The organism is Stieleria tagensis (assembly GCF_024129865.1).
GTDB classification, from domain to species: Bacteria; Planctomycetota; Planctomycetia; order Pirellulales; family Pirellulaceae; genus Stieleria; species Stieleria tagensis.
Window position 1 is genome coordinate 1 of the sequence record NZ_JAMYFE010000049.1, and the last position, 18490, is coordinate 18490.

Below are 18490 nucleotides of genomic sequence, written 5' to 3' on the forward strand. Positions count from 1 at the left end.
TGCCCGGCGGGATTCGGCGGCAAAGCCGCCGAATCCCGCCGGGCAGCGCGTGTTCCCGGTGCTCGCAACCTAGGGTGGCGGTTTGCTCGCTGCGCTCACAAGACCTGACCCTAGGCTAAGTGTGTCTAACGCCGTTGGCGTATGGAGACCGCAACCTGAATCAATGCCTGGGCCTACTGAAGGGATGTGAGGGCGTCGATGACTTGTTGATCGTGGCCGTCGACTTTGACGCGTTTCCAAACTTTGGCGACCTTGCCATCGGCATCGATCAGGTACGTGCTGCGCTGGATTCCGATTGACTTTTTGCCGTACAGGTTCTTTTCCCGCCAAGCCCCGTACTTTTCCAGCATCACGTGTTTTTCGTCGACCAACAGTGGAAATGGCAGCGAGTATTTCTCGCGGAACTTGACGTGACTCTCGGCGGAATCCGCGCTGACGCCGAATAATTGTGCGCCCAGCGATTTCATTTCCTCGTATCGATCACGAAACGCACAGGCCTCTTTGGTACAGCCCGGCGTGTCATCGCGGGGATAGAAGTACAGCACGACCGGGTTCCCCTTGAGGTCACTTAGTTTGACCTTGTTGCCTTGATCGTCTTGCAGCGTAAATGCGGGGGCTTTGCTGCCCGGTTCAAGCCAGTCGGCCATGGCGTTTTCCTGTCTGGGGTGAAGCACTCGAGCGGGCTCTGGCAGAGCCCGAAACAAATCTGGCAGCAAACCACGCGCTGCACAGGACTGGCAGTGTGGCAAAAGCGGCAAACAAAAAAAAGCCCCGACAGTCCTTTGCGGGACCATCGGGGCTTTCGAGATATTCGCTGTGAATTCGGTATCGGCTCGGAGCGGTGCACGGCTGGTCGCTTGACCCGCTAGGGAGACAAAAACGAGTCGTGTGCGATGAGCCTTTTCAGAGCTAGGTGCAAGGCGGGAACTCCGTTTGGAATCTCGACCCGACCTCTCAGCATCTCGCTATCTAATTCACTGGCATCCGCAAGGAGCAGCTTCGAATCCGCAGGAAGGACCGGCGATTTCGCAGCCACAGGCTGGTTCAGCGTAAGCGGCACAGCCGTTATCGCATCCGCAATCCTTTTTGCAGCTGAACAGTTTTTTCAGCAAACCGAAAGGTTTCTTGCTGCCACAGCATCCGCTGTCGCAAGCCGGTGCAGCGACTTCGCATCCGCAAGCAGGTGCAGCAATTTCGCAGCCACAAGCTGGTTCAGCGATTTCGCAACCGCAAGCTGGTTCAGCACAGCAGCTGTCGCAGCCATGTTTCTTGCCGAACAGTTTCGACAGGAATCCGCCACAGCATCCTTTGGGGGCGCTATCGCATCCACAAGGATCTGCGATTTCGCAACCGCAGGCGGGCTCCATTGCACATGGAGATGCGATTTCACAACCGCAGGCGGGTTCTGCACATCCGGTGTCACAACCGGTGTTACAAAGTTTGCTGAACAGGCCAAACGCGCTTGCGTTTGAAGAGGTGCTTGCGACCAAAGCGACGGCCAACAAAGCAGGAACGATTACACGACGCATCGTGATTCTCCATTGATTTAGTATGAGAGGGTCTTGCCAGCACTTTCGTTGCTACCGAATCGACGGTGGTGGTGACCTGTGCCGGTGAGCACTTGCCAGATCGTGTCTTGCTATTTCGATCAACACTCGCCGACACTACCGATTCGTTCACAACGTTAGCGGCACGGGATTTCAGATTCGTTACCTGCGATTCTCGTGCAGAAGTGGCTATCGTCGCTGCGGTCGAGCCGCCGTTGGTATTCCTGAATCTTTTCGCTGGGAAGCTGTTTTTTGCAGTCCAATTGCAACGCCTTTGCTGGCCCTAGCAGCTGATCCGGTTTCAACGCCCCCATTGTGTGTGGTGCCTGTTCCACTCAGGTTCGTTGCGAGAGCCAAACCAGCCACAAATACAATGCGGCCAGCGTTGAAATCGTGATCAACGCACCCAACGAAAGACGTTTTCGCATCGGCGCGTGCATCAGCAGCGGTTGAACCGCGCCACACCAGGGGCATTCCTGGACGCGGTGGTTGATGCTCGCGTTACAATTGGCACATTGGGCCAAGTTCGATTTCATTTGCTGTTCCCCCCTGCGTACACCGCTTTTGATGTTCCCCAACCTGTCTGTGCTTGACCCCACCCGACCGTATGCCCAATTGTCTGAACGCGAACCCCAGCGAGATGTCTCTGGTGAAGTCGCCGCCGTAGACGTTTCTACGGTTTTCTTGACGGCCAGTCGTTGTCCGGTTGGCTGCGCGATGTGTGATTTGCACCTCAATACGCTTCCGCACCCGACCGAGCGGGGTGCGATCGCCGAGCAAATTCGGTTTGCGCATTCGGTGTTGCCGGCCGCACCCTGGATCAAGTTGTACAATAGTGGGAATTTTTTTGATCCCGCCAGCATCCCGCCTGCTGACTACACGCAGATTGCCGCACTATGCGATCGCTACCAACGCGTGATTGTTGAAAATCATCCCCGTTTTGGCAGGCAGCGACATCAACGTTTTCGTGACCAACTAAACGGAACGCTGGAAATTGCCGTGGGGCTGGAAACCGTGCAGCCGAGAATTCTGAAACGGCTAGGCAAACAAATGTCGCGAGATGATTTCGATGGTTACGCCAGGTGTTTGCGAGACTGGTCGATTGATTTAAGAGTCTTCTTGATTGTCGGCTCGCCGGGTATGTCAGTCGTTGAATCGATTCGCTGGGCTCGCATGTCAGTGCGTCACGCGCTGTTAACCGGTGCACGTCATGTCAGCTTGATTCCGGCTCGTGCCGGTCACGGCTGGAACGGCGCAGCGCACAGCCTGCCCGATATCCGACCCAATCACTTGGCGGATTTGTTTGTCGATTGCCTGGACGATGTTGCCGGTGCGACGTGTTTGTCGGTGGATTTATGGGGATTCCATCAAGCCGATCTTCCCGTCGCAGACCAACAACTGTTAAGTCGCTTGGAATCGGCGGTGTTGCGGCAGGATGCGGATCAGCTATGAAGCAACGATTTGACATCGCCATCATCGGGTCCAGTTTTTCGGGATCCATCCTGGCTTGGATCCTGGCCAAACAGGGCCGCCGGGTCTTGATGGTCGACTCGGCAACGCACCCGCGTTTTGCAATCGGCGAATCGTCCACACCGATTGCCGACATGTTGTTGGCCCGGTTGGGAGAACGATACGGGCTGACTGAATTGGTTGATTTGGCGTCCTTTGGGCGGTGGCAACAAACGCACTCCAATTTGGCATGCGGAATGAAACGCGGGTTCAGCTATTTCGATCACCAATCGGGTTGTTCCGGCTTGGCAGAATCGTTCTCCGGCCAGCGTAGTCTACTGGTGGCTGCCAGCCCCAGTGATCAACGCAGTGACACGCATTGGTACCGGCCAGACGTGGACGCGTTCTTTTTCCAGCAAGCCACGGCCGCGGGGACGCACGTCCGCCAAGCGGTCGCGGTGACGGGATTGACACAAAACCACGATGGATCAATCTCGATTTGCCTGGGCGATGGCGCCACCGAAAGTGCGGATTTTGTTGTTGATGCGTCAGGCCGTGCGAACGTCGCTGCTCGGGCGTTCAATCGCCCATCACTTGTCGAACGATTGCAGACGCGCACCTGCGCGTCGTTCGCGCATTTCCATGACGTGGGATCATTTTCACAGCGATTCAATCATCTCCACAGTGATCGTCGCGCAAGCGTGCCGTTCGACGCTGACGACGCGGCACAACATCACGTGATCGACGACGGTTGGGTTTGGATGCTGCGAATGAACAATTCTGTCACTAGTGTCGGTGTGACATCGTCAACACAGGGACGTTCTGGCGCCGCGCTCGCTGCGACGATTGCTCGCACCGCCGAACAGCTGGATCAACGTTTCGCAAAGTATCCGGATCTGCACCAAGTGATGCGAGACAGTACGGTGATTGCACCCGCATCGGGAATCACAACGATGTCGCAATTGCAACGGTTCTATGATCCGGTCGTCCTCGAAAACTGTTTGCTGTTGCCGGCGACCGCAGCCACGATCGATCCATTGCATAGCACTGGAATTGCACATTCGTTGGCCGGTGTCGACCGCATCGCCAGGCTCTTGTTGGGGCAACAGAGGGCGGCCACGATTCACGATTACCGCCACAGAGTGCTTGATGAAACGGTGCATTTAGACAGGCTGGTCAGTGCCGCCTATCGCTGTCTGCATTCCTTTTCGAGGCTAACGACGGCTTGTATGCTGTATTTTGCGGCGGCGATCGGCAGTGAGGAGAGCATTGCGTCTGGGAATGAAATCCGCGGATTATGGTTGTCGGACGACCCGCAGTTTGTTGCGATTGTTAACGAGTCGGTTGAAATTCTTGATTCGGATTCAAGCGACGCAAATGCGAATTCGAGAATTCGAAAACTGATTCAGCCCTGGAACACCGCCGGTTTACTCGATGATCGTGTTGCCAACCGTTATGCCTACACGGCGACCAAGTAGGTCAACAACGTTGACTTGATGGCCGATTGCAATTCACTTTGACCTTGAACACGAATGACTTCCAAACCCAAAATTTTTCTAACCCGTCGTCTGCCACCCAAAACGATGGACCGATTGCAATCGGATGCGACGTTGCTGCACTGCGATTTGGATCGATCGGTCACACGTCAGGAATTGATCGACGGTGTGAAACAGGCTGATGGTCTGATCTGTTTGTTGACAGACCAGATCGACGCCGAGTTGTTGGATGTCAATCCAGCCCTGCGAGTGGTTTCGAACTATGCCGTGGGCTACAACAACATCGACGTGGATGCGGCGTCCGCGCGGAAGATTGCGGTGACCAACACGCCCGACGTGTTGACCGATTGCACCGCAGACTTGGCATGGGCGCTGTTGATGGCGTCTGCGCGTCGCGTGGTCGAAGGCGACCGGTTGGTCCGCAGCGGTCAGTGGCAAGGCTGGGAGCCGTTGCAATTGTTGGGTGCGGAGGTCAGCGGGGCGACCATTGGATTTGTGGGGTTTGGGCGGATTGCCAAAGCAACCGCGCGGCGGGCGCATGCGTTTGACATGCCCATTCGCTATTGGAATCGAACTCGACTGAGTCCAGACCAGGAAAACAAACTGGGCGTGGAGTATCGACCGCTGGATGATTTGTGGGGCGAATGCGACTTCTTGTCCGTGCATGTCGCGCTTTGTGATCAAACGCGGCATTTGATTTCAACCGCTGCGTTTGAGAAAATGAAGTCGACTGCGACATTGATCAACACCTCACGCGGCCCTGTCGTAGACGAAGCGGCATTGGTGACTGCGCTGGAAAACGGTCAGATTGCCGCCGCGGGACTCGATGTTTACGAACAGGAACCCCTGGTCCAACCGGCACTTCTGCAGATGCCAAATGTCGTGTTGGCGCCCCACCTAGGCAGTTCGACCATCAAGACACGCACCCGAATGGGGGATTTGGCGGTTGAGAACTGTTTGGCGGCCTGTACCGGAAAACGTCCGCCAAACCTGGTCAACACCGGTCTCACAGGCACTGCCTGGTCGTAGCCCTGCCTGGCGTAGCATCGATTTTTCGTTGATCCAGAGTGGATTGACTGGCGGAAATCCAGTTTTCATCGGTTCGCTGTTGTGCGAGGCTTAATCGGTAAAGCCTGCACGCTGTAGCGGTTGCTCCGGTGGATGCCGGTGGAGTTTCGTTGACTGGGTATTTTGCCACGGCTACCATTCATTTCAGTCGGGTGCGATCAGAATGACGGAATTTCTAGGGCGCCGGGCGGTTTCGCGTCAACTTTTTTCGGGGCGCGCTCTTCTCCTGTCTGACTATGGACAAGCACGATTCATCGGCCACCGACGAAACAGTCCAGCGCCCCAGCGCGCTGAAGGCTGCCAAGAAGATTGTCGTCCCGGACGAAACAACCTCGCTGCCTGATGCGCAGCCGGCGGGCTTGGAAGGTGCCAAAACGGTGATTCGTCACGTCGCTGACTCCGACCATCGCAAACCTGAAAGTGTCGGGCGTACACCGGCCGAGGTCGCCAAGGTTCTGGTCGGGCAGCAATTGAACCAGTACCTGCTGCACGCCTTGGTGGGCGGGGGCGGAATGGGGGCGGTGTTTCGCGCACACGATCAACAGCTTGATCGGATCGTAGCGCTCAAGGTGATTCCGTTTGTCGGCAACGATCCTGAATTGCAGCGGCGGTTTCGCAATGAGGCTCAGAACGCAGCCAAATTGGACCACCCTCGGATCGCTCGCATCTTCGATGCAGGCAGCCACGATGATTGGCACTACATCGTTTTTGAGTACATCCAGGGCACCAATCTGCGTGATTTGGTCGAGCACCACGGGCTGCTCTCACTCGACGATGCCGTCTTTTTCACCGCCCAAGTTGCCGAGGCTCTCGATCACTCGTCCGAACGGGGCATCGTGCACCGCGACATCAAGCCGTCCAACGTTTTGATTTCAGAAGACGGTGGTGTCAAATTGGTCGACATGGGACTGGCCCGTAGCGACAACCTTGATCTCAGCGAGGACATGACGGCCAGCGGAGTCACATTGGGGACGTTTGATTACATTTCGCCGGAACAGGCGCTTGATCCACGCGATGCGGATCTACGCAGCGATTTGTATTCTCTCGGGTGCACGTTCTATTTCATGCTCACTGGTGAAGCGCCCTACACCGGTGGCACGATGTTGCAAAAGCTGATTAGCCACGGCAACGCACCTTTGGCCGACCCACGTGTACTGCGGCGTGATCTGCCCGACGAAGTCGTTGCTGTGATGCATCGCATGATGGCCAAGGATCCCAAGGCACGTTACCAGAACGCACGCGACCTGCTGGCTGATCTGGGCGAATTGGCGTTTCGGTTTGATTTGAAACGTTCCCAGTCCAATGCGCCTGTCGCACTGCCATCGGAAAACGAAGGGCTTCAGCGTTTGCAAACGCATCTGCCCTGGATGATCGCGGTGCTGTTGGTCTTGATGGTTGGCGGCTATCTCGAGCTGCAATCAACTGCCACCAACGACTCGTTCGTGATTCAGGGGCCTGCGTCATTGGTTCGCTCCGGCGGTTCTCAAGAAGCCAGTGGGGCGACATCGACCCAGGCGGTCAACTCGCGCGCAGTGGATTCGGGGGCGTCTGTCGAATCAGCGGGAACGGACAACGGTTCAGGTTCAAGCGAACAAACCGCCAATGCTGAATCGAATCCATCAACCACCGCATCGGCCGGAGCAAGCGCTGCAGCCGACCGTATGATGTCCGCAGATAACTTGGGCGGCAGTCTGGATGCCAGCGTCGATGGGATGGCCCAGTCTGCAGCGATCGGACCTCGGTTCAGTCCTCGATTGCCCCTACCTGACGCGCTGGATGGCCCTGATCTGATGGGTGATTCAGACTCGGATGCCTACGCGACCGACAGTGTCAACGAATCGGTTGGACCGTCCGGTAACGGATCGAATACCGTGGACGTCGGTACGGCGACGCAATCGATCGGTGGGGCGGACACAGTGTCGCCGCCAAACTCAAAGTCGGAATTTGTATTGCCGGCGCCGCAAGCCGTTCGAATTGTTTCTCCCGCCTTGCTGGCTCTGTCGGTCCGCGTCGATCAAATCGACCGTGACACCGACGGTGCGATCTTGTCATCGTCCTTTGCCGACGCCATCGATTTGGCGATGCGGTTCGGAGTCGGTCGCGTCGAACTTGCGACGCCAGAGATTGTGACAGGGCCGATCTCGATTCCCATGGACAACATGGTGTTTCAGTCGACCGTTGGCCGCACCACGTTGCGAATGGTTTCAACGGACACACTGGCAATCGGTCGCAGTGAAATGTTGTACGTGGGAAACAATCGCACACAATTTCGAGACATTGATTTTCATTGGGAACTTGCCGAGGAACAGGTCGACGGCGGTGCGATGTTTGTCATCAATGACAACCGTCTGACTCGATTCCAAGACTGTACGTTCACGCTGGTCAATCAAGCAATTCATGATGGCGTGACGTTCTTCGAAATTGTCACCGATCCGGAAGCCCTGCCGGATTCGGAAACCCTGCCGGGACGATTGTTCAATCCAAACGAAAATGCGTTGCCGTTGGTTGCGATCCAATTGGACAACGTCATCGTTCGCGGCGAAGCAAATTTTATTGAGATGGACTATGCGGCCGGTTTACAACTGGTTTGGAACAATGGATTGTTGGCCATCAGCGGACGAATGATTGAAACCTCGGGGGCACTGCGTCGACCCAGTTTGGTTTCTAGCCCGATCCAAATCTCGCTCACCAGTGTGACCGCCGAGATTCCACAAGGTTTGATCCGGATGCGGCTAGGTGATCCCGGCGTTTATTCGGTGCCAATTGAACGCGAAGCAAACCAATGTGTGTTTGTCGTCGACGAAGGCCAACCGCACATTCAAATTTTGGGTGTCGAATCGATCAGTTCCGACCAACCCTTTGTGAAGCTGCGTGGCGAAGCAAACGCCTATGTGGGGGCACCAACATTAAGCGACCCGATGCTGTATGTTTCCGACTACGAGGGCAACGCGATGATGAGTGTGATGTCGGAGTTGCTGTCGGATTCGCTGCCGTGGTTTGATGAGAGTCGGCCGCGTTGGTCGGTGTTGTGGTCGACCGAACGACCCCGTTCGCAAACGTTTCACCGACTGACGCCCGCCAACTACCGCCAGGATGGCGCCATCTATGCTGGATTCCAAGAACTGGATCTTCCACCGTTGTAGCGATTCGTTTACTCAGCAGCGGACTCGGTGACGATTTGAACCTCGACCGGCATTCCCACTGGCAATTGCGCATCGGACTTCAGGTCGATCCAAATTCGCCGCGTGTGCGTTTCATTGCGTTCGCCCGCCCAACCGCCGTAGATCTTTTTCGGTTCCATCCGCGGTTCAATCTCTGTGACGATTCCCTGGAACGATTGATCAGCGGTCGCATCGGCCGTGACAACGCATTGTTGACCGGTGCTAATGCGTAGGGCATCCCGTTCATCAATATCAGCAACCACTCGCAAGTTCTCGATGTTTGCTAGTTCCAGTGCGGCGTCAGGCATATCTGGACTGGCCCATTCGCCCGGATTGATTTCAACGGCAATCACCACTGCCTCGCAAGGCGACACGACAGCACAACGTTCCAGATCAATCTCGGCCATTTGCAATTCCGCTTTTGCTGCTGCGATTGCGGCATCGGCGGCAGCCAGATCAGCGCTACGTGGTGCGGCTTTGATTGTTTCCAATCGCTCACGCGCCGCCATCAGAAGCGCGCGACGGGTTTCGAATTCACCATGTAAATCTTCCAGTCCCTGGGGGCTGATCGCGTTCTGTTTGTAGAGTCGCGTGGCGCGTTCCAGGCGATGACTGGCTGTTTGGAAGCGTGTTTCCGCCGCCGTCATATCATGTTTCGCCGCGGCAATTTCACTTTCCCTGGCGCCTTCGATCAATCGCATTCGTTTTGCCTGGGCCGATGAAAGTGCGGCCGCAGCCAAATCGCGTTGGGCCTTGTAGCGACGATCCTCAAGACGAAACAGGATGTCGCCTTGCTGCACTCGGTTTGCTCGATTCACGTCGACGGTATTCACACGGCCCGGAAATTGAGGGCGAATGAGAATGTTTTCCGTTTTGCCTTCGATACGTCCGGCCGCATGAACGGTATTGGCCAGTGGGCTCGCTTGCTCGATCGGAGCAACCCATTCGGATTTCGCCGTCGTCTGCAACTGTTGATCTGCGACAATTAAGAATCCAGTGCCGACCACCCCAAACACGCTTGCAAAGATGAGCTGTTTCATTTGAACCTCCCATTTTCCATTTCGCAAATGCGATCGGCATAGTGATAGATACGCGGGTCATGTGTGACCACGACAGTGGAGGTCAAGAATTCAGTGGTCAGCTCGCGGAGGAGCTCCATCACTGATTGACCGGATTGGCTGTCCAAGGCAGCGGTGGGTTCATCGGCAAGGATTAGCTCGGGTTGTCTGATCACGGCACGCGCCAATGCGACGCGTTGGCATTGTCCCGGACTCATCGACGAGGGCAGTGCATGGCGATGATCTTCCAGCCCAATCCGACAAAGCAGTTCGTTGGCCAGCTGCCGGGATTCGGCCAGATTCATGCCATCGAGTGTCAACGGAATCGCAACATTGTCTGTGGCGTCTAACCCGTCGATCAATTGGAAGCGTTGAAAGACGAACCCGATCCGCTCTCGACGAATCAACGTGCGTTCGACTTCTCCCAGCCCATCGACACGACGTTCACACAGTCTCAATTCGCCGGCATCGGGCGTCAGCAATAACCCCAAAATGGAAAGCAGAGTGCTTTTTCCGCTGCCGGACGGGCCTGTTAAAAACACACATTCTCCTGTGCCTAGTTGAAAATCGATGCCGTCCAGAACCGGTCGGCTTTGACCGCCGATCACATAGGACTTGGCGATCCCACTGGCTTGCAACGCGAAAGTGGTTTGACGTTGGTCGTTCTGCATCTGTTGTTCGTCAACCCACACTGGTGGGACCGACGAAGTGGCAAATTCGGACGGCTGATGTGTCGAGGTCATGATTGCAGTGCCGTATGAGGATCAATTCGTCGAACGCGCAGGTACGGCAGTCCCGATGCAAACAGACAAATTGCAAAAATCAATCCTGCACAGCCCAGGTACAACAGGAATGGGATTTCAATGGTTGCCCGCGGTGTGCTCAGTAGCATCTGTAAAAAGATCGTGATGCCCATTCCGATCACGATGCCCAGAATGGCCACCATCGCAGATTGGAATGTCAGAATACTCAGCAGTTCTCGCTCACTGAGTCCGATTGCTCGCAAGGTCGCGTACTCGCTGATCCGGTCAAGAACCATCGCATACAAGGTTTGACCGACCATGACCAAACCGACCAGTAGCCCCAACATGGTGGCTGCGCCAAAACTAAGACCTAGTCCGGTCCGCGTCATCCAGAAATTGATACTGACAGATGCGTATTGATCAGCGGTCATGGCCGACACATCGGGTAGTCGCTGTTCGATGGCTCGGCAAACAGCAACTCCATCGACCCCCGGTTTCAATCGCGCCAACAGGTACGATGTTTCGGATGGGTCAGAACCGGTCAGATCGATGACGCTGTCGTAATTGGTAAACACATAGGGGGTCACCAAAAAGCTAAGGATCCCGTTACTTTTTCCAGCGACACGAACGCGTCGTCCGTTGACTTCTCGTAGTTCGCCTATTCGCGGTGTCTTCAGTTTGTCATCGTCGCACTGATCGACAATGACTGCATCGTGGCGATCCAGCGCGTCTGCGGGGCCGTCGACGATGGAGTACGCGCGGCCAAGGTTTGTGGTTTCACCGACGCCGACCAAAGTGACGTTTTCAAAGCTTCCGTTGGGAAGCGACATTTCACCAAATTCAACGCGCAGTGGTTCGACGTCATGGACTCCTTCTATCCCCGCCACGACGTAGCGCCATCGCTCGGGAATTGGATGCGCAAAATCCACATTGTGCATTCCACGGTGCCCGACCCAGATGTCGGCGTTGCTGCGGTCAACCAGCAAGCTGGCCTTGTTGATCAACCCAAAAAACAATCCGCCTTGGATGTTGACCAGCACCACTGAAAAAATCACGCCGATCAAGCCAGCAATCAGTTTGCCGCGATCGTGAAAGAGAGTGCGATAGGCCAGATTCCAACGCATCGCACTGCAGGTTTAGGAGAATAACTTGTAAGTCAGATTCCCTGTTTGTATCGGCGTGAAATTGGTCAAACTTGAGAAAGTCTGGCTCACTTGTTCTCAAGCACCGAAATCCTTTTTTCCAATTGTTCGACACGTTTGTTCAATTGGATCACCATTTGACGCAAGTCGTAATCGTTGATTTGCGGTTTGGGATTCTCCGCATGAAATGGGTTTTCTGCTGGTTCTCCCATTGCCGGTTCCCAGGCTTCCAGCTGTTCTTCGATCGCTTCAATCTTTTTCGTGATCAACGGCAGCGTCGGGTGCTTGCTGCCCAAATTGGCGCGACTTCGTTTGAGCATCCGCAGTTCTTGGGCCAGTTGGCGACCACGCTCAGTCAACAACGCTGCACCAGGGACCGTTTCAGAATCGGAGGATTCTGCCGAGGGCGGAGGCAGCGTTTCCGGACTCTCAGTTTGGGCCCACAGATGAGCAGTCAGGGAAGTGGCTAGACCAGCCAGTAGAATCACGGCGATGAATGGAAAGCGTTGCGGCATCACTGTGGGCCTTGAAATGTGGATTGGAAACGAGAGGTTGATTCACGCACAGAACCAATAGACCACTAGTTTGACGTATTCGATCCAAATCGGCGAATGGGTTTCGGTGCTTTCCGCAGGCAGGTTCGACGAATAAACCTGAATTTTTGCCTGATCATCGAAGACACGGTCAAAACAAAGCTTGCTACGACGGGTGTGTGGCGGCGATGTGACCACGACAATGCTATCGAACGAATCTGGCAAATCAGCAACTCCCTGGGCTTCACTCAGCGAGCTGAGCCAATCGTCGGGACGAATCGGGACGCTGTGAATCACTTCCGGCGGAACGCCGAACATCGCCATATAGTCGATGGCACGTTGAAGCCGCGTGTCCGATGCGCGTCGTGTAAAGTTGTAGCTGCTGGTCCGCGTTTCGTTCAACACATAGATCTGTTTCACGCGATGCATGTGGTACAGATCCGATGCCGCATGCAGTCGTTCCCAATAAGCGGGGCCGTCAGCCATCACGTATGCGATCTGGCCGCGGGCATCTGGTTGGCTGACATACAGCGGTTCAATCAAGATCCCGCGGACAAACGGAAACGATGTTGCCACGGTCCAAATCGCCCAGACAAGCAGCAACGCATAGCAGCGCCGACGCCATTTTTTAGCGGCCTCATTCACGTCCGATTCCTTAGGGGATTCCACGGACGATGGAAGGGCCGATGATTTTTGTGAACCAGACCGGCAATCGCTGCCATAATTCCACTAACTTTTGTTTGCCACCGGCGTCGGGACGCATGTCGTTTGGATCGCCGTCACGCACGTAGTATTGCCAGTTGGCCGGATGCGGCTGGGCGCCCCACTGGGCTTTGAATTTGTAGGTGCCACTGGACTCACTGCTGCGCCCAAAGTCAAACGTGTGACTTCCTCGTTCGATCGCACGCGACAACAGATGGCGATACATCAGCATGTTCGCCCCCATGCGATTGAACTCACGCAAACTGCTTGCACTGGGGACTTCGCTCACTCCGCTGCGATGAATGATCAGGCCCGCTGCGATTGGCTGCTTCTGATGTTGAACGACACAGATTTCGGCATCCCCGTCGAACTGATTTAGAATGCTCGAGAATAGCTTTTTCGAAAACACAGGCGTTCCCAAATCACGCATGTTATGTGCAAACACCGTGTAGAAATCATTCAGCAATTCGCTTTGACCAAATTCTACCTGACAGTCGTAACTGGCGGACTTTTTGACTTGACTGCGAAGTTTCGAACGGAAGGATTTTGAAAGTGCATCGTCGCAATCGGGCAGCGGCAGCCGCATGTGGACTTTGTCGGTCCGCTGAAAGTTGAATTTCGGGTGTTCGACCGGGATTTCATGCCGACACTCGAGATACTTGACACCCAATTGGTCTGCCAAGTCACAGGCTGCGTCGATCAGATTCCCGGCAACGGTCTGATCTCGCGCCCACACGCCACCGGTGTTTAAATACGGCAAACTGACCAGGAATTTCCCAAAGATTGGCCCGCGTACAAACAGCAATGGCATCACTCCGACGATCTGATCGCCATCGGAATCCGTCACGACATAGACTTGATGTCCAAGCCCCTCTGCCAACGCGGTGATCCAAGCCGGATCATGGCCGGCCAATCGCGGCAGGTCTGCAGGCTCAATCTGCGGCCACTCGCAGGGCCATGAATGAATTTGAACTCCGGACAAAGATCAGGTACTCGTCACCGCTGATACGGATCGTTGGAAGATGAACAGGCGGTATTTCCCGTCGCTGATGGTTCCGAGGATTTGTCAGAACGGTCAATTTCGAGTCTCTGACCCTGGAAAAGCCGACTCGTTGGCACCGCAATATCTCCGATTGGGGCGGTTCGTTCAACACCCACTCTCTTTCCATCGAACCTGAAATCTGACCGCTCAGGTCGAATCATTCTGGGGATCTCCGGCACGATACAAACATCGACTAGTTGTTTTGGTGCTAGTCGTGTGACCTGAAGAGTTGTTATTTACCGCACAATCGGAACATCGTTGCGTGTTGACCCTACTTCGTCCTGCTGGCGGGGCCCTTTCGCGGTCTTCACTGTCAGTCGAATCCTACGTTTGCTCAGACGTTCGGAGTTCCCGTTTCCAAATCACTTGTCTTCATGCAACCATCCAATGCAGCAGCCGACTCGGTTTGCCCGCTGATCCCTGCCGGGCAACCGGCAGTGAACAAGCCGGGGGTGGCGGGGTTGCGGTACGAAATCGCGTTCTCGTACCAAGATTTGCATGATTCGTTTTCATTGGTCTACAAATCGTATCGCCGTGCTGGACTGGCGGAGGAAACGGGCAGTCAAATTCGATTGACGCCATTTCACCTGTTGTCGACGACGGAAGTCTTTGTCACTCGGTTGCGAGAGACGATCGTTTCCACGGTCTCGCTGATTGGTGATGGGGCGATGGGGCTGCCATTGGAGGCAATCTATCCCACCAATGTGAACATCATTCGCCGCCGCGGATTGCGGATGGCAGAGGTCGGGTGTTTGGCGGATCGACGCGAATCACCGGTCCGGTTTATCGAGACGTTTGCTGCGATGGGAAAGCTCCTTGCCCAAGTCGCGATGGCCCGTGGCTACGACGGATTGGTCGCCGCAGTTCACCCCAAACACGCGCGGCTTTACCGCCGTGTCCTCCCGTTTGTTCAGATTGGAAACCAGGTCACTTGTCCTTATGCCAACGGCAAGCCTGCGGTGATGTTGGCATTGGTCTTTGAGGACCAAGTCGGTTCAGACGTCTACGAACGTTTTTTCGGATCGATGGGCGGGCGTGCTGACACGACGCCGCGTGCCTGGTCGGATCAGACACGCGACAAATTCGCTGAACTACTGCGTGCAAATCAGCTTCAGACTCTGCGCCCGATCGCCGGCCAGACGTCGGTCGCGTCCGCGCCAGAACCACGACAGGCTAGAGTTCCGAAAGATCAATCAGCAAATCATCAGTGATCGCGATCTTGTCTAGTTTGACGCCATCTTCGCGGACTTTGAATTTCAATGTGTGCGAGCCCGCACTCAAATCAAAACTAACCTGTGAACGTAGCAACCCGTCGGTGACGGTTTGCCATTCGAACGAACTTCCGGTCACACTCAGGTGCCATTGAATCCAGTCGCCATTGTCGATCTGGACCCATAACGAATTGTCACGGTTGCTGGCGGCACTGACCAACGCGTGTAGCTCAAAGTTGCCGGATTCTTCCAATGTGAATTCGTATGTTAATTCGTCGTCGGCTGGCGGAGTGAAATAATGTGAGCCGCTGCCGTTGGGTGAAATCCAGAACTCGTTGCCGTCGTTGTCGACTTCGATCATCCAGTCGCCACTGACAGAACTGGTGTCCAAGGCGTCAATCACAATTGTCGTTGTTGCTAGTTTGCTGACCATGAACTTGTCTAACCTGGTCCCGTCTTCGCGAACTCTAATCTCCAGCGTATGGGCGCCCGCATCCAAATTGAATGCGGTCTCGGATCTGAACCAGCCACTTGTCACCGTGTGCCACTGAAATTCGGATCCTGTCGTCGGCGTGTGCCACTGGATCCAACGGCCATTGTCCACTCGCAACCAGATCGAATTAGCACTCTGGCTTTTTGCCTGGATCAGTGCTGATAGTTCATAGTTACCGGCTGAGTCGACTTGGAAGTTGTAGCCGATCGATTTTCCGCTCGGTGCCCAGAAGTAGTGTGATCCGGTTCCGTCGGGCGCTTCGACAAAACTACCGCCGGACGCATTGGGACTGGATTGAATCGTCCAAGGTTGGTCAATCCATTGATAGTCTTCGGCTTCGAACGTCACGTCCGCTGCCGGTGGATTGACGGGGTTGGTGTAGTGGCTGGAATCACTGGCGAACACCGAACCGGCAGTGACACTGCCGACATTGTGATAACCATTGGATTGCCCCGTGACGTCGTTGGCGATCCCGCTCGCTGTGTACTCCCAGACCTCGCCTGGTGAAAGAATCAGATCGCCTCCGACGTCAGATCCAGCGGTCAGTGTAGGCGTGAAATCGTCTCCGTTGTTCGACGGCGTGCCGGCGTCGTCAACGACCATCACGTCACTGAATATGAACGAAGTCGTGCCGGTGTTTTCGACAACGTAAGTCCACGTCACCGTGTCTGCCACCGCAATCTCGACGGCTTCGGCCGGTGTGTCAGCGTCTTGGCCGTTGGTCAATGTTTGCAGGCTGATTCCCGGTACTCCCACCACGCTATAAAACGCAGCGTCGTCATTGGTTGCATCGTCATCGATGGCGTCGCCGCTTTGGTCAACGGGTGTTCCAGTCACCACAACAACGTTCGTGAATTGTCCAATCTCGCTGGCGATGATTTGGGCGGTGTAGGTCCATTGTTCGCCGGGATCCAAGCGGCCATCAGTGTTCGTGTCTCCGCTGTGGAATCCATTGGTGTCCAGGACTGGGCTGGGGACCAGATCGTCCGACAATTGATTGCTGGTTGCATTGTCGTCAATCAATGACACCGGACTCATCGGAATGTTTCCGGGATTGGTCACCAGATAGGTAAACACGATCGGATCGCCCAGATTGAATTCCACCCCAGGGGCCGCGTTTGACTCTGAGGATCCCACGTATTTGGTCACTGCAATTTGCGGGTTCATGATCTCTGCCCAGCCGGCATCCCAGCTCAGGTCGGTCTGTCCCGCGGCCAGTGAAATGATTGTGGTCAGACCCGAAATTGGATCTGCATCACTATCAAGGCTGTCGTCTATTCCGGCGTTGGGTTGAGTGAATTCCAGTCCGATCGGAAACGGGCCGGGATCAAATTCGACAAAGTAGTCGCCGGCGGCGAGTTGATCGAATTGGTATTGGCCACTCACCCCATCAATGACGCCGGTCTGTGTGCTGGCAATGGCCGGGCCGTCGTCGCCGCCGGGTTCGGCGACACCGTCACCATCGACATCGCGGTACAAGTTCACATCGACGCCGTTGATGCCGGTGGCTCCGTCGTCTTGGATGCCATTGCGGTTCGAATCGAACCACACCGAGCTGCCGATTTTCGCAGTCGGTGGAATGACCACAACTGGATCGATCGCGGTTAACAAGGCTTTATTATTGCCGCCGAAGTCAACTGAAAAATCACCTGCGAAGGTTGAGTTCTGGTTGGTGATCAGCAGCCCAATGTCTTTGCCTGCGAAATAGTTGGGACTTGATGCGTCCGCTGTTGCCAATGCACCGCCGGTGATCGAAATGCGAAAGTCGAAGCGATCGGTCGTTGGGCCGTCGTCTGAAAATCCGAACGCGGTGACTTCGCCGGTCAGCAAGACACCGCTGATGTCTGCAATTCCATCAATGTCCAGATCGATCTCGCCAGTGATCACCAAGTCGTCGCCGGCAACCCCGCCAGCGAACTGCCCTGCTGCGTCGACATGCAGTTGCAAATCAAATGTGGCCGGGCTGGTAATTGGCAATGCTAAATTGATCGGATCGGACTGAAACAGGTTCGGAATACCATTCGCGGTAAACAGGTTTGTGGTGGAATCGTAATCCACCAGTCCGGCAACATCCGTATCGAGCAGCGGTGGCGACAGCATGGGTGGCATCACTCCCAGCAGCGCCAATACGCGTCGGTCTTCAAGCGATTGCACCATCAGTTTTCGGCGCCGGAGGTTCTGTAGGGACAGGCGGCGAGATTCAGTTCGTTTGGATCGTGGAAGCAGACGGGCCAGTTGACGTGAAATCATGAATGCAATTGAAGGGTAAGCGGGGACTGGAAAAAACGCTTGTGGTTTGTCAGCCGACAAATTTAGGAAGGACCGTTTGATCGGAAACGGGGGCACCCCAAAATTTGGCGTGGATGCACCACAAGCCAGAGCGCATCGCAGGTTGAATAATGGCGACGACAATGAATCGAATGTGATCCAAGGTCAACGGCGATACTGTACACAGATCACGTGAAGCGCACGTGTGGTCACAGAGCAGATCGTCGACGCGTCGCAATTCTTTTTCAAAACACGCAGCGAGATGGCGTGTTTACGACGCAGTGCGGTACTGGCAGGCAAGTCAGTGGCGCTCTTACCGCCAGCGCGACGTGTTCGCGAGCGATTTAGCCGGTTGCATGTTGGTGTGGAGGATTTATCCGACCGGCTTTATTCATCGCACCAGACCCTCACCCGAGTCGGATAAATCCTCCACACCAGCGCCGTTGAAGTTGCGCGTTCGCGTCGGGGTACGACTCACACGCTGACCCTTACTCGTCGCGCTGAGGATGGTTCGCGTGCAACCCTGACTGACTTCAGTCGGCCTTCAGTCGGCCGTCTCGAAGGACGGACCGGAGTT

The 18490-nt window shown here is 55.3% G+C and carries 15 protein-coding genes; 6 read left to right on the forward strand and 9 right to left on the reverse strand.

Annotated features, from left to right (window positions below):
• Positions 1-173 precede the first annotated feature (173 nt).
• Complete coding sequence (gene bcp, locus NHH03_RS12005) at positions 174-647, reverse strand: thioredoxin-dependent thiol peroxidase (protein ID WP_253156341.1); 474 nt, start codon at positions 645-647, stop codon at positions 174-176.
• A gap of 439 nt (positions 648-1086) precedes the next feature.
• On the opposite strand from bcp, the gene NHH03_RS12010 reads away from it, so the two are divergent.
• A complete protein-coding gene (locus tag NHH03_RS12010) occupies positions 1087-1545 on the forward strand; it encodes a hypothetical protein (RefSeq protein WP_253156343.1) in 459 nt (152 codons plus the stop codon).
• Positions 1546-1882: 337 nt separating this feature from the next.
• On the opposite strand, the gene NHH03_RS12015 is transcribed toward NHH03_RS12010, so the two are convergent.
• Positions 1883-2083 (reverse strand): hypothetical protein, encoded by a 201-nt coding sequence (locus tag NHH03_RS12015; protein WP_253156345.1) that lies wholly within the window; start codon positions 2081-2083, stop codon positions 1883-1885.
• 49 nt (positions 2084-2132) lie between these two features.
• Between NHH03_RS12015 and NHH03_RS12020 the strand changes: the two genes are divergently transcribed.
• The 4 genes from NHH03_RS12020 (at position 2133) to NHH03_RS12035 (ending at position 8703) form a co-directional block, all read left to right on the forward strand.
• Entirely contained in the window at positions 2133-2999 is an 867-nt protein-coding gene (locus NHH03_RS12020; RefSeq protein ID WP_253156347.1) for a hypothetical protein, read from the forward strand.
• A complete protein-coding gene (locus tag NHH03_RS12025; protein WP_253156348.1) occupies positions 2996-4474 on the forward strand; it encodes an NAD(P)/FAD-dependent oxidoreductase in 1479 nt (492 codons plus the stop codon). Before NHH03_RS12020 ends, NHH03_RS12025 begins: the two co-directional genes overlap by 4 nt.
• Positions 4475-4528: 54 nt before the next feature.
• A complete protein-coding gene (locus tag NHH03_RS12030; protein ID WP_253156349.1) occupies positions 4529-5521 on the forward strand; it encodes a 2-hydroxyacid dehydrogenase in 993 nt (330 codons plus the stop codon).
• Positions 5522-5796: 275 nt separating this feature from the next.
• The gene (locus NHH03_RS12035; RefSeq protein WP_253156351.1) at positions 5797-8703 is read left to right on the forward strand and encodes a serine/threonine-protein kinase; all 2907 of its coding nucleotides are present in this window, start codon (positions 5797-5799) and stop codon (positions 8701-8703) included.
• Positions 8704-8711: 8 nt separating this feature from the next.
• Here NHH03_RS12035 and NHH03_RS12040 read toward each other — a convergent pair whose 3' ends face one another.
• From NHH03_RS12040 to NHH03_RS12065, 6 genes are all read right to left on the reverse strand, one after another.
• The gene (locus NHH03_RS12040; protein WP_253156353.1) at positions 8712-9761 is read right to left on the reverse strand and encodes an HlyD family secretion protein; all 1050 of its coding nucleotides are present in this window, start codon (positions 9759-9761) and stop codon (positions 8712-8714) included.
• Positions 9758-10522 carry an ABC transporter ATP-binding protein gene (locus NHH03_RS12045; protein WP_253156355.1) on the reverse strand — a complete coding sequence of 255 codons (765 nt, stop codon included), beginning with the start codon at positions 10520-10522 and terminating at the stop codon, positions 9758-9760. Before NHH03_RS12045 ends, NHH03_RS12040 begins: the two co-directional genes overlap by 4 nt.
• A complete protein-coding gene (locus NHH03_RS12050) occupies positions 10519-11646 on the reverse strand; it encodes an ABC transporter permease (protein ID WP_253156357.1) in 1128 nt (375 codons plus the stop codon). The genes NHH03_RS12045 and NHH03_RS12050 overlap by 4 nt, the downstream gene beginning before the upstream one ends.
• Positions 11647-11732: 86 nt before the next feature.
• Entirely contained in the window at positions 11733-12179 is a 447-nt protein-coding gene (locus tag NHH03_RS12055; RefSeq protein ID WP_253156367.1) for a hypothetical protein, read from the reverse strand.
• Between the two features lie 42 nt (positions 12180-12221).
• Positions 12222-12842, reverse strand: coding sequence for a YdcF family protein (locus tag NHH03_RS12060; RefSeq protein ID WP_253156369.1), 621 nt, complete (start codon positions 12840-12842; stop codon positions 12222-12224).
• A 10-nt stretch (positions 12843-12852) separates the two neighbouring features.
• On the reverse strand, positions 12853-13881 hold the full coding sequence (locus NHH03_RS12065) for a FemAB family XrtA/PEP-CTERM system-associated protein (protein WP_253156371.1): 1029 nt from the start codon (positions 13879-13881) through the stop codon (positions 12853-12855).
• A 434-nt stretch (positions 13882-14315) separates the two neighbouring features.
• Here NHH03_RS12065 and NHH03_RS12070 point away from each other — a divergent pair, with 434 nt between their 5' ends.
• Positions 14316-15152 (forward strand): N-acyl amino acid synthase FeeM domain-containing protein, encoded by an 837-nt coding sequence (locus NHH03_RS12070; protein WP_253156373.1) that lies wholly within the window; start codon positions 14316-14318, stop codon positions 15150-15152.
• Here NHH03_RS12070 and NHH03_RS12075 read toward each other — a convergent pair.
• Positions 15115-17802, reverse strand: a complete 2688-nt coding sequence (locus NHH03_RS12075; protein ID WP_253156375.1) for an SdrD B-like domain-containing protein — start codon at positions 17800-17802, stop codon at positions 15115-15117. The two genes, NHH03_RS12070 and NHH03_RS12075, sit on opposite strands and share 38 nt — an antisense overlap.
• Positions 17803-18490 lie beyond the last annotated feature (688 nt).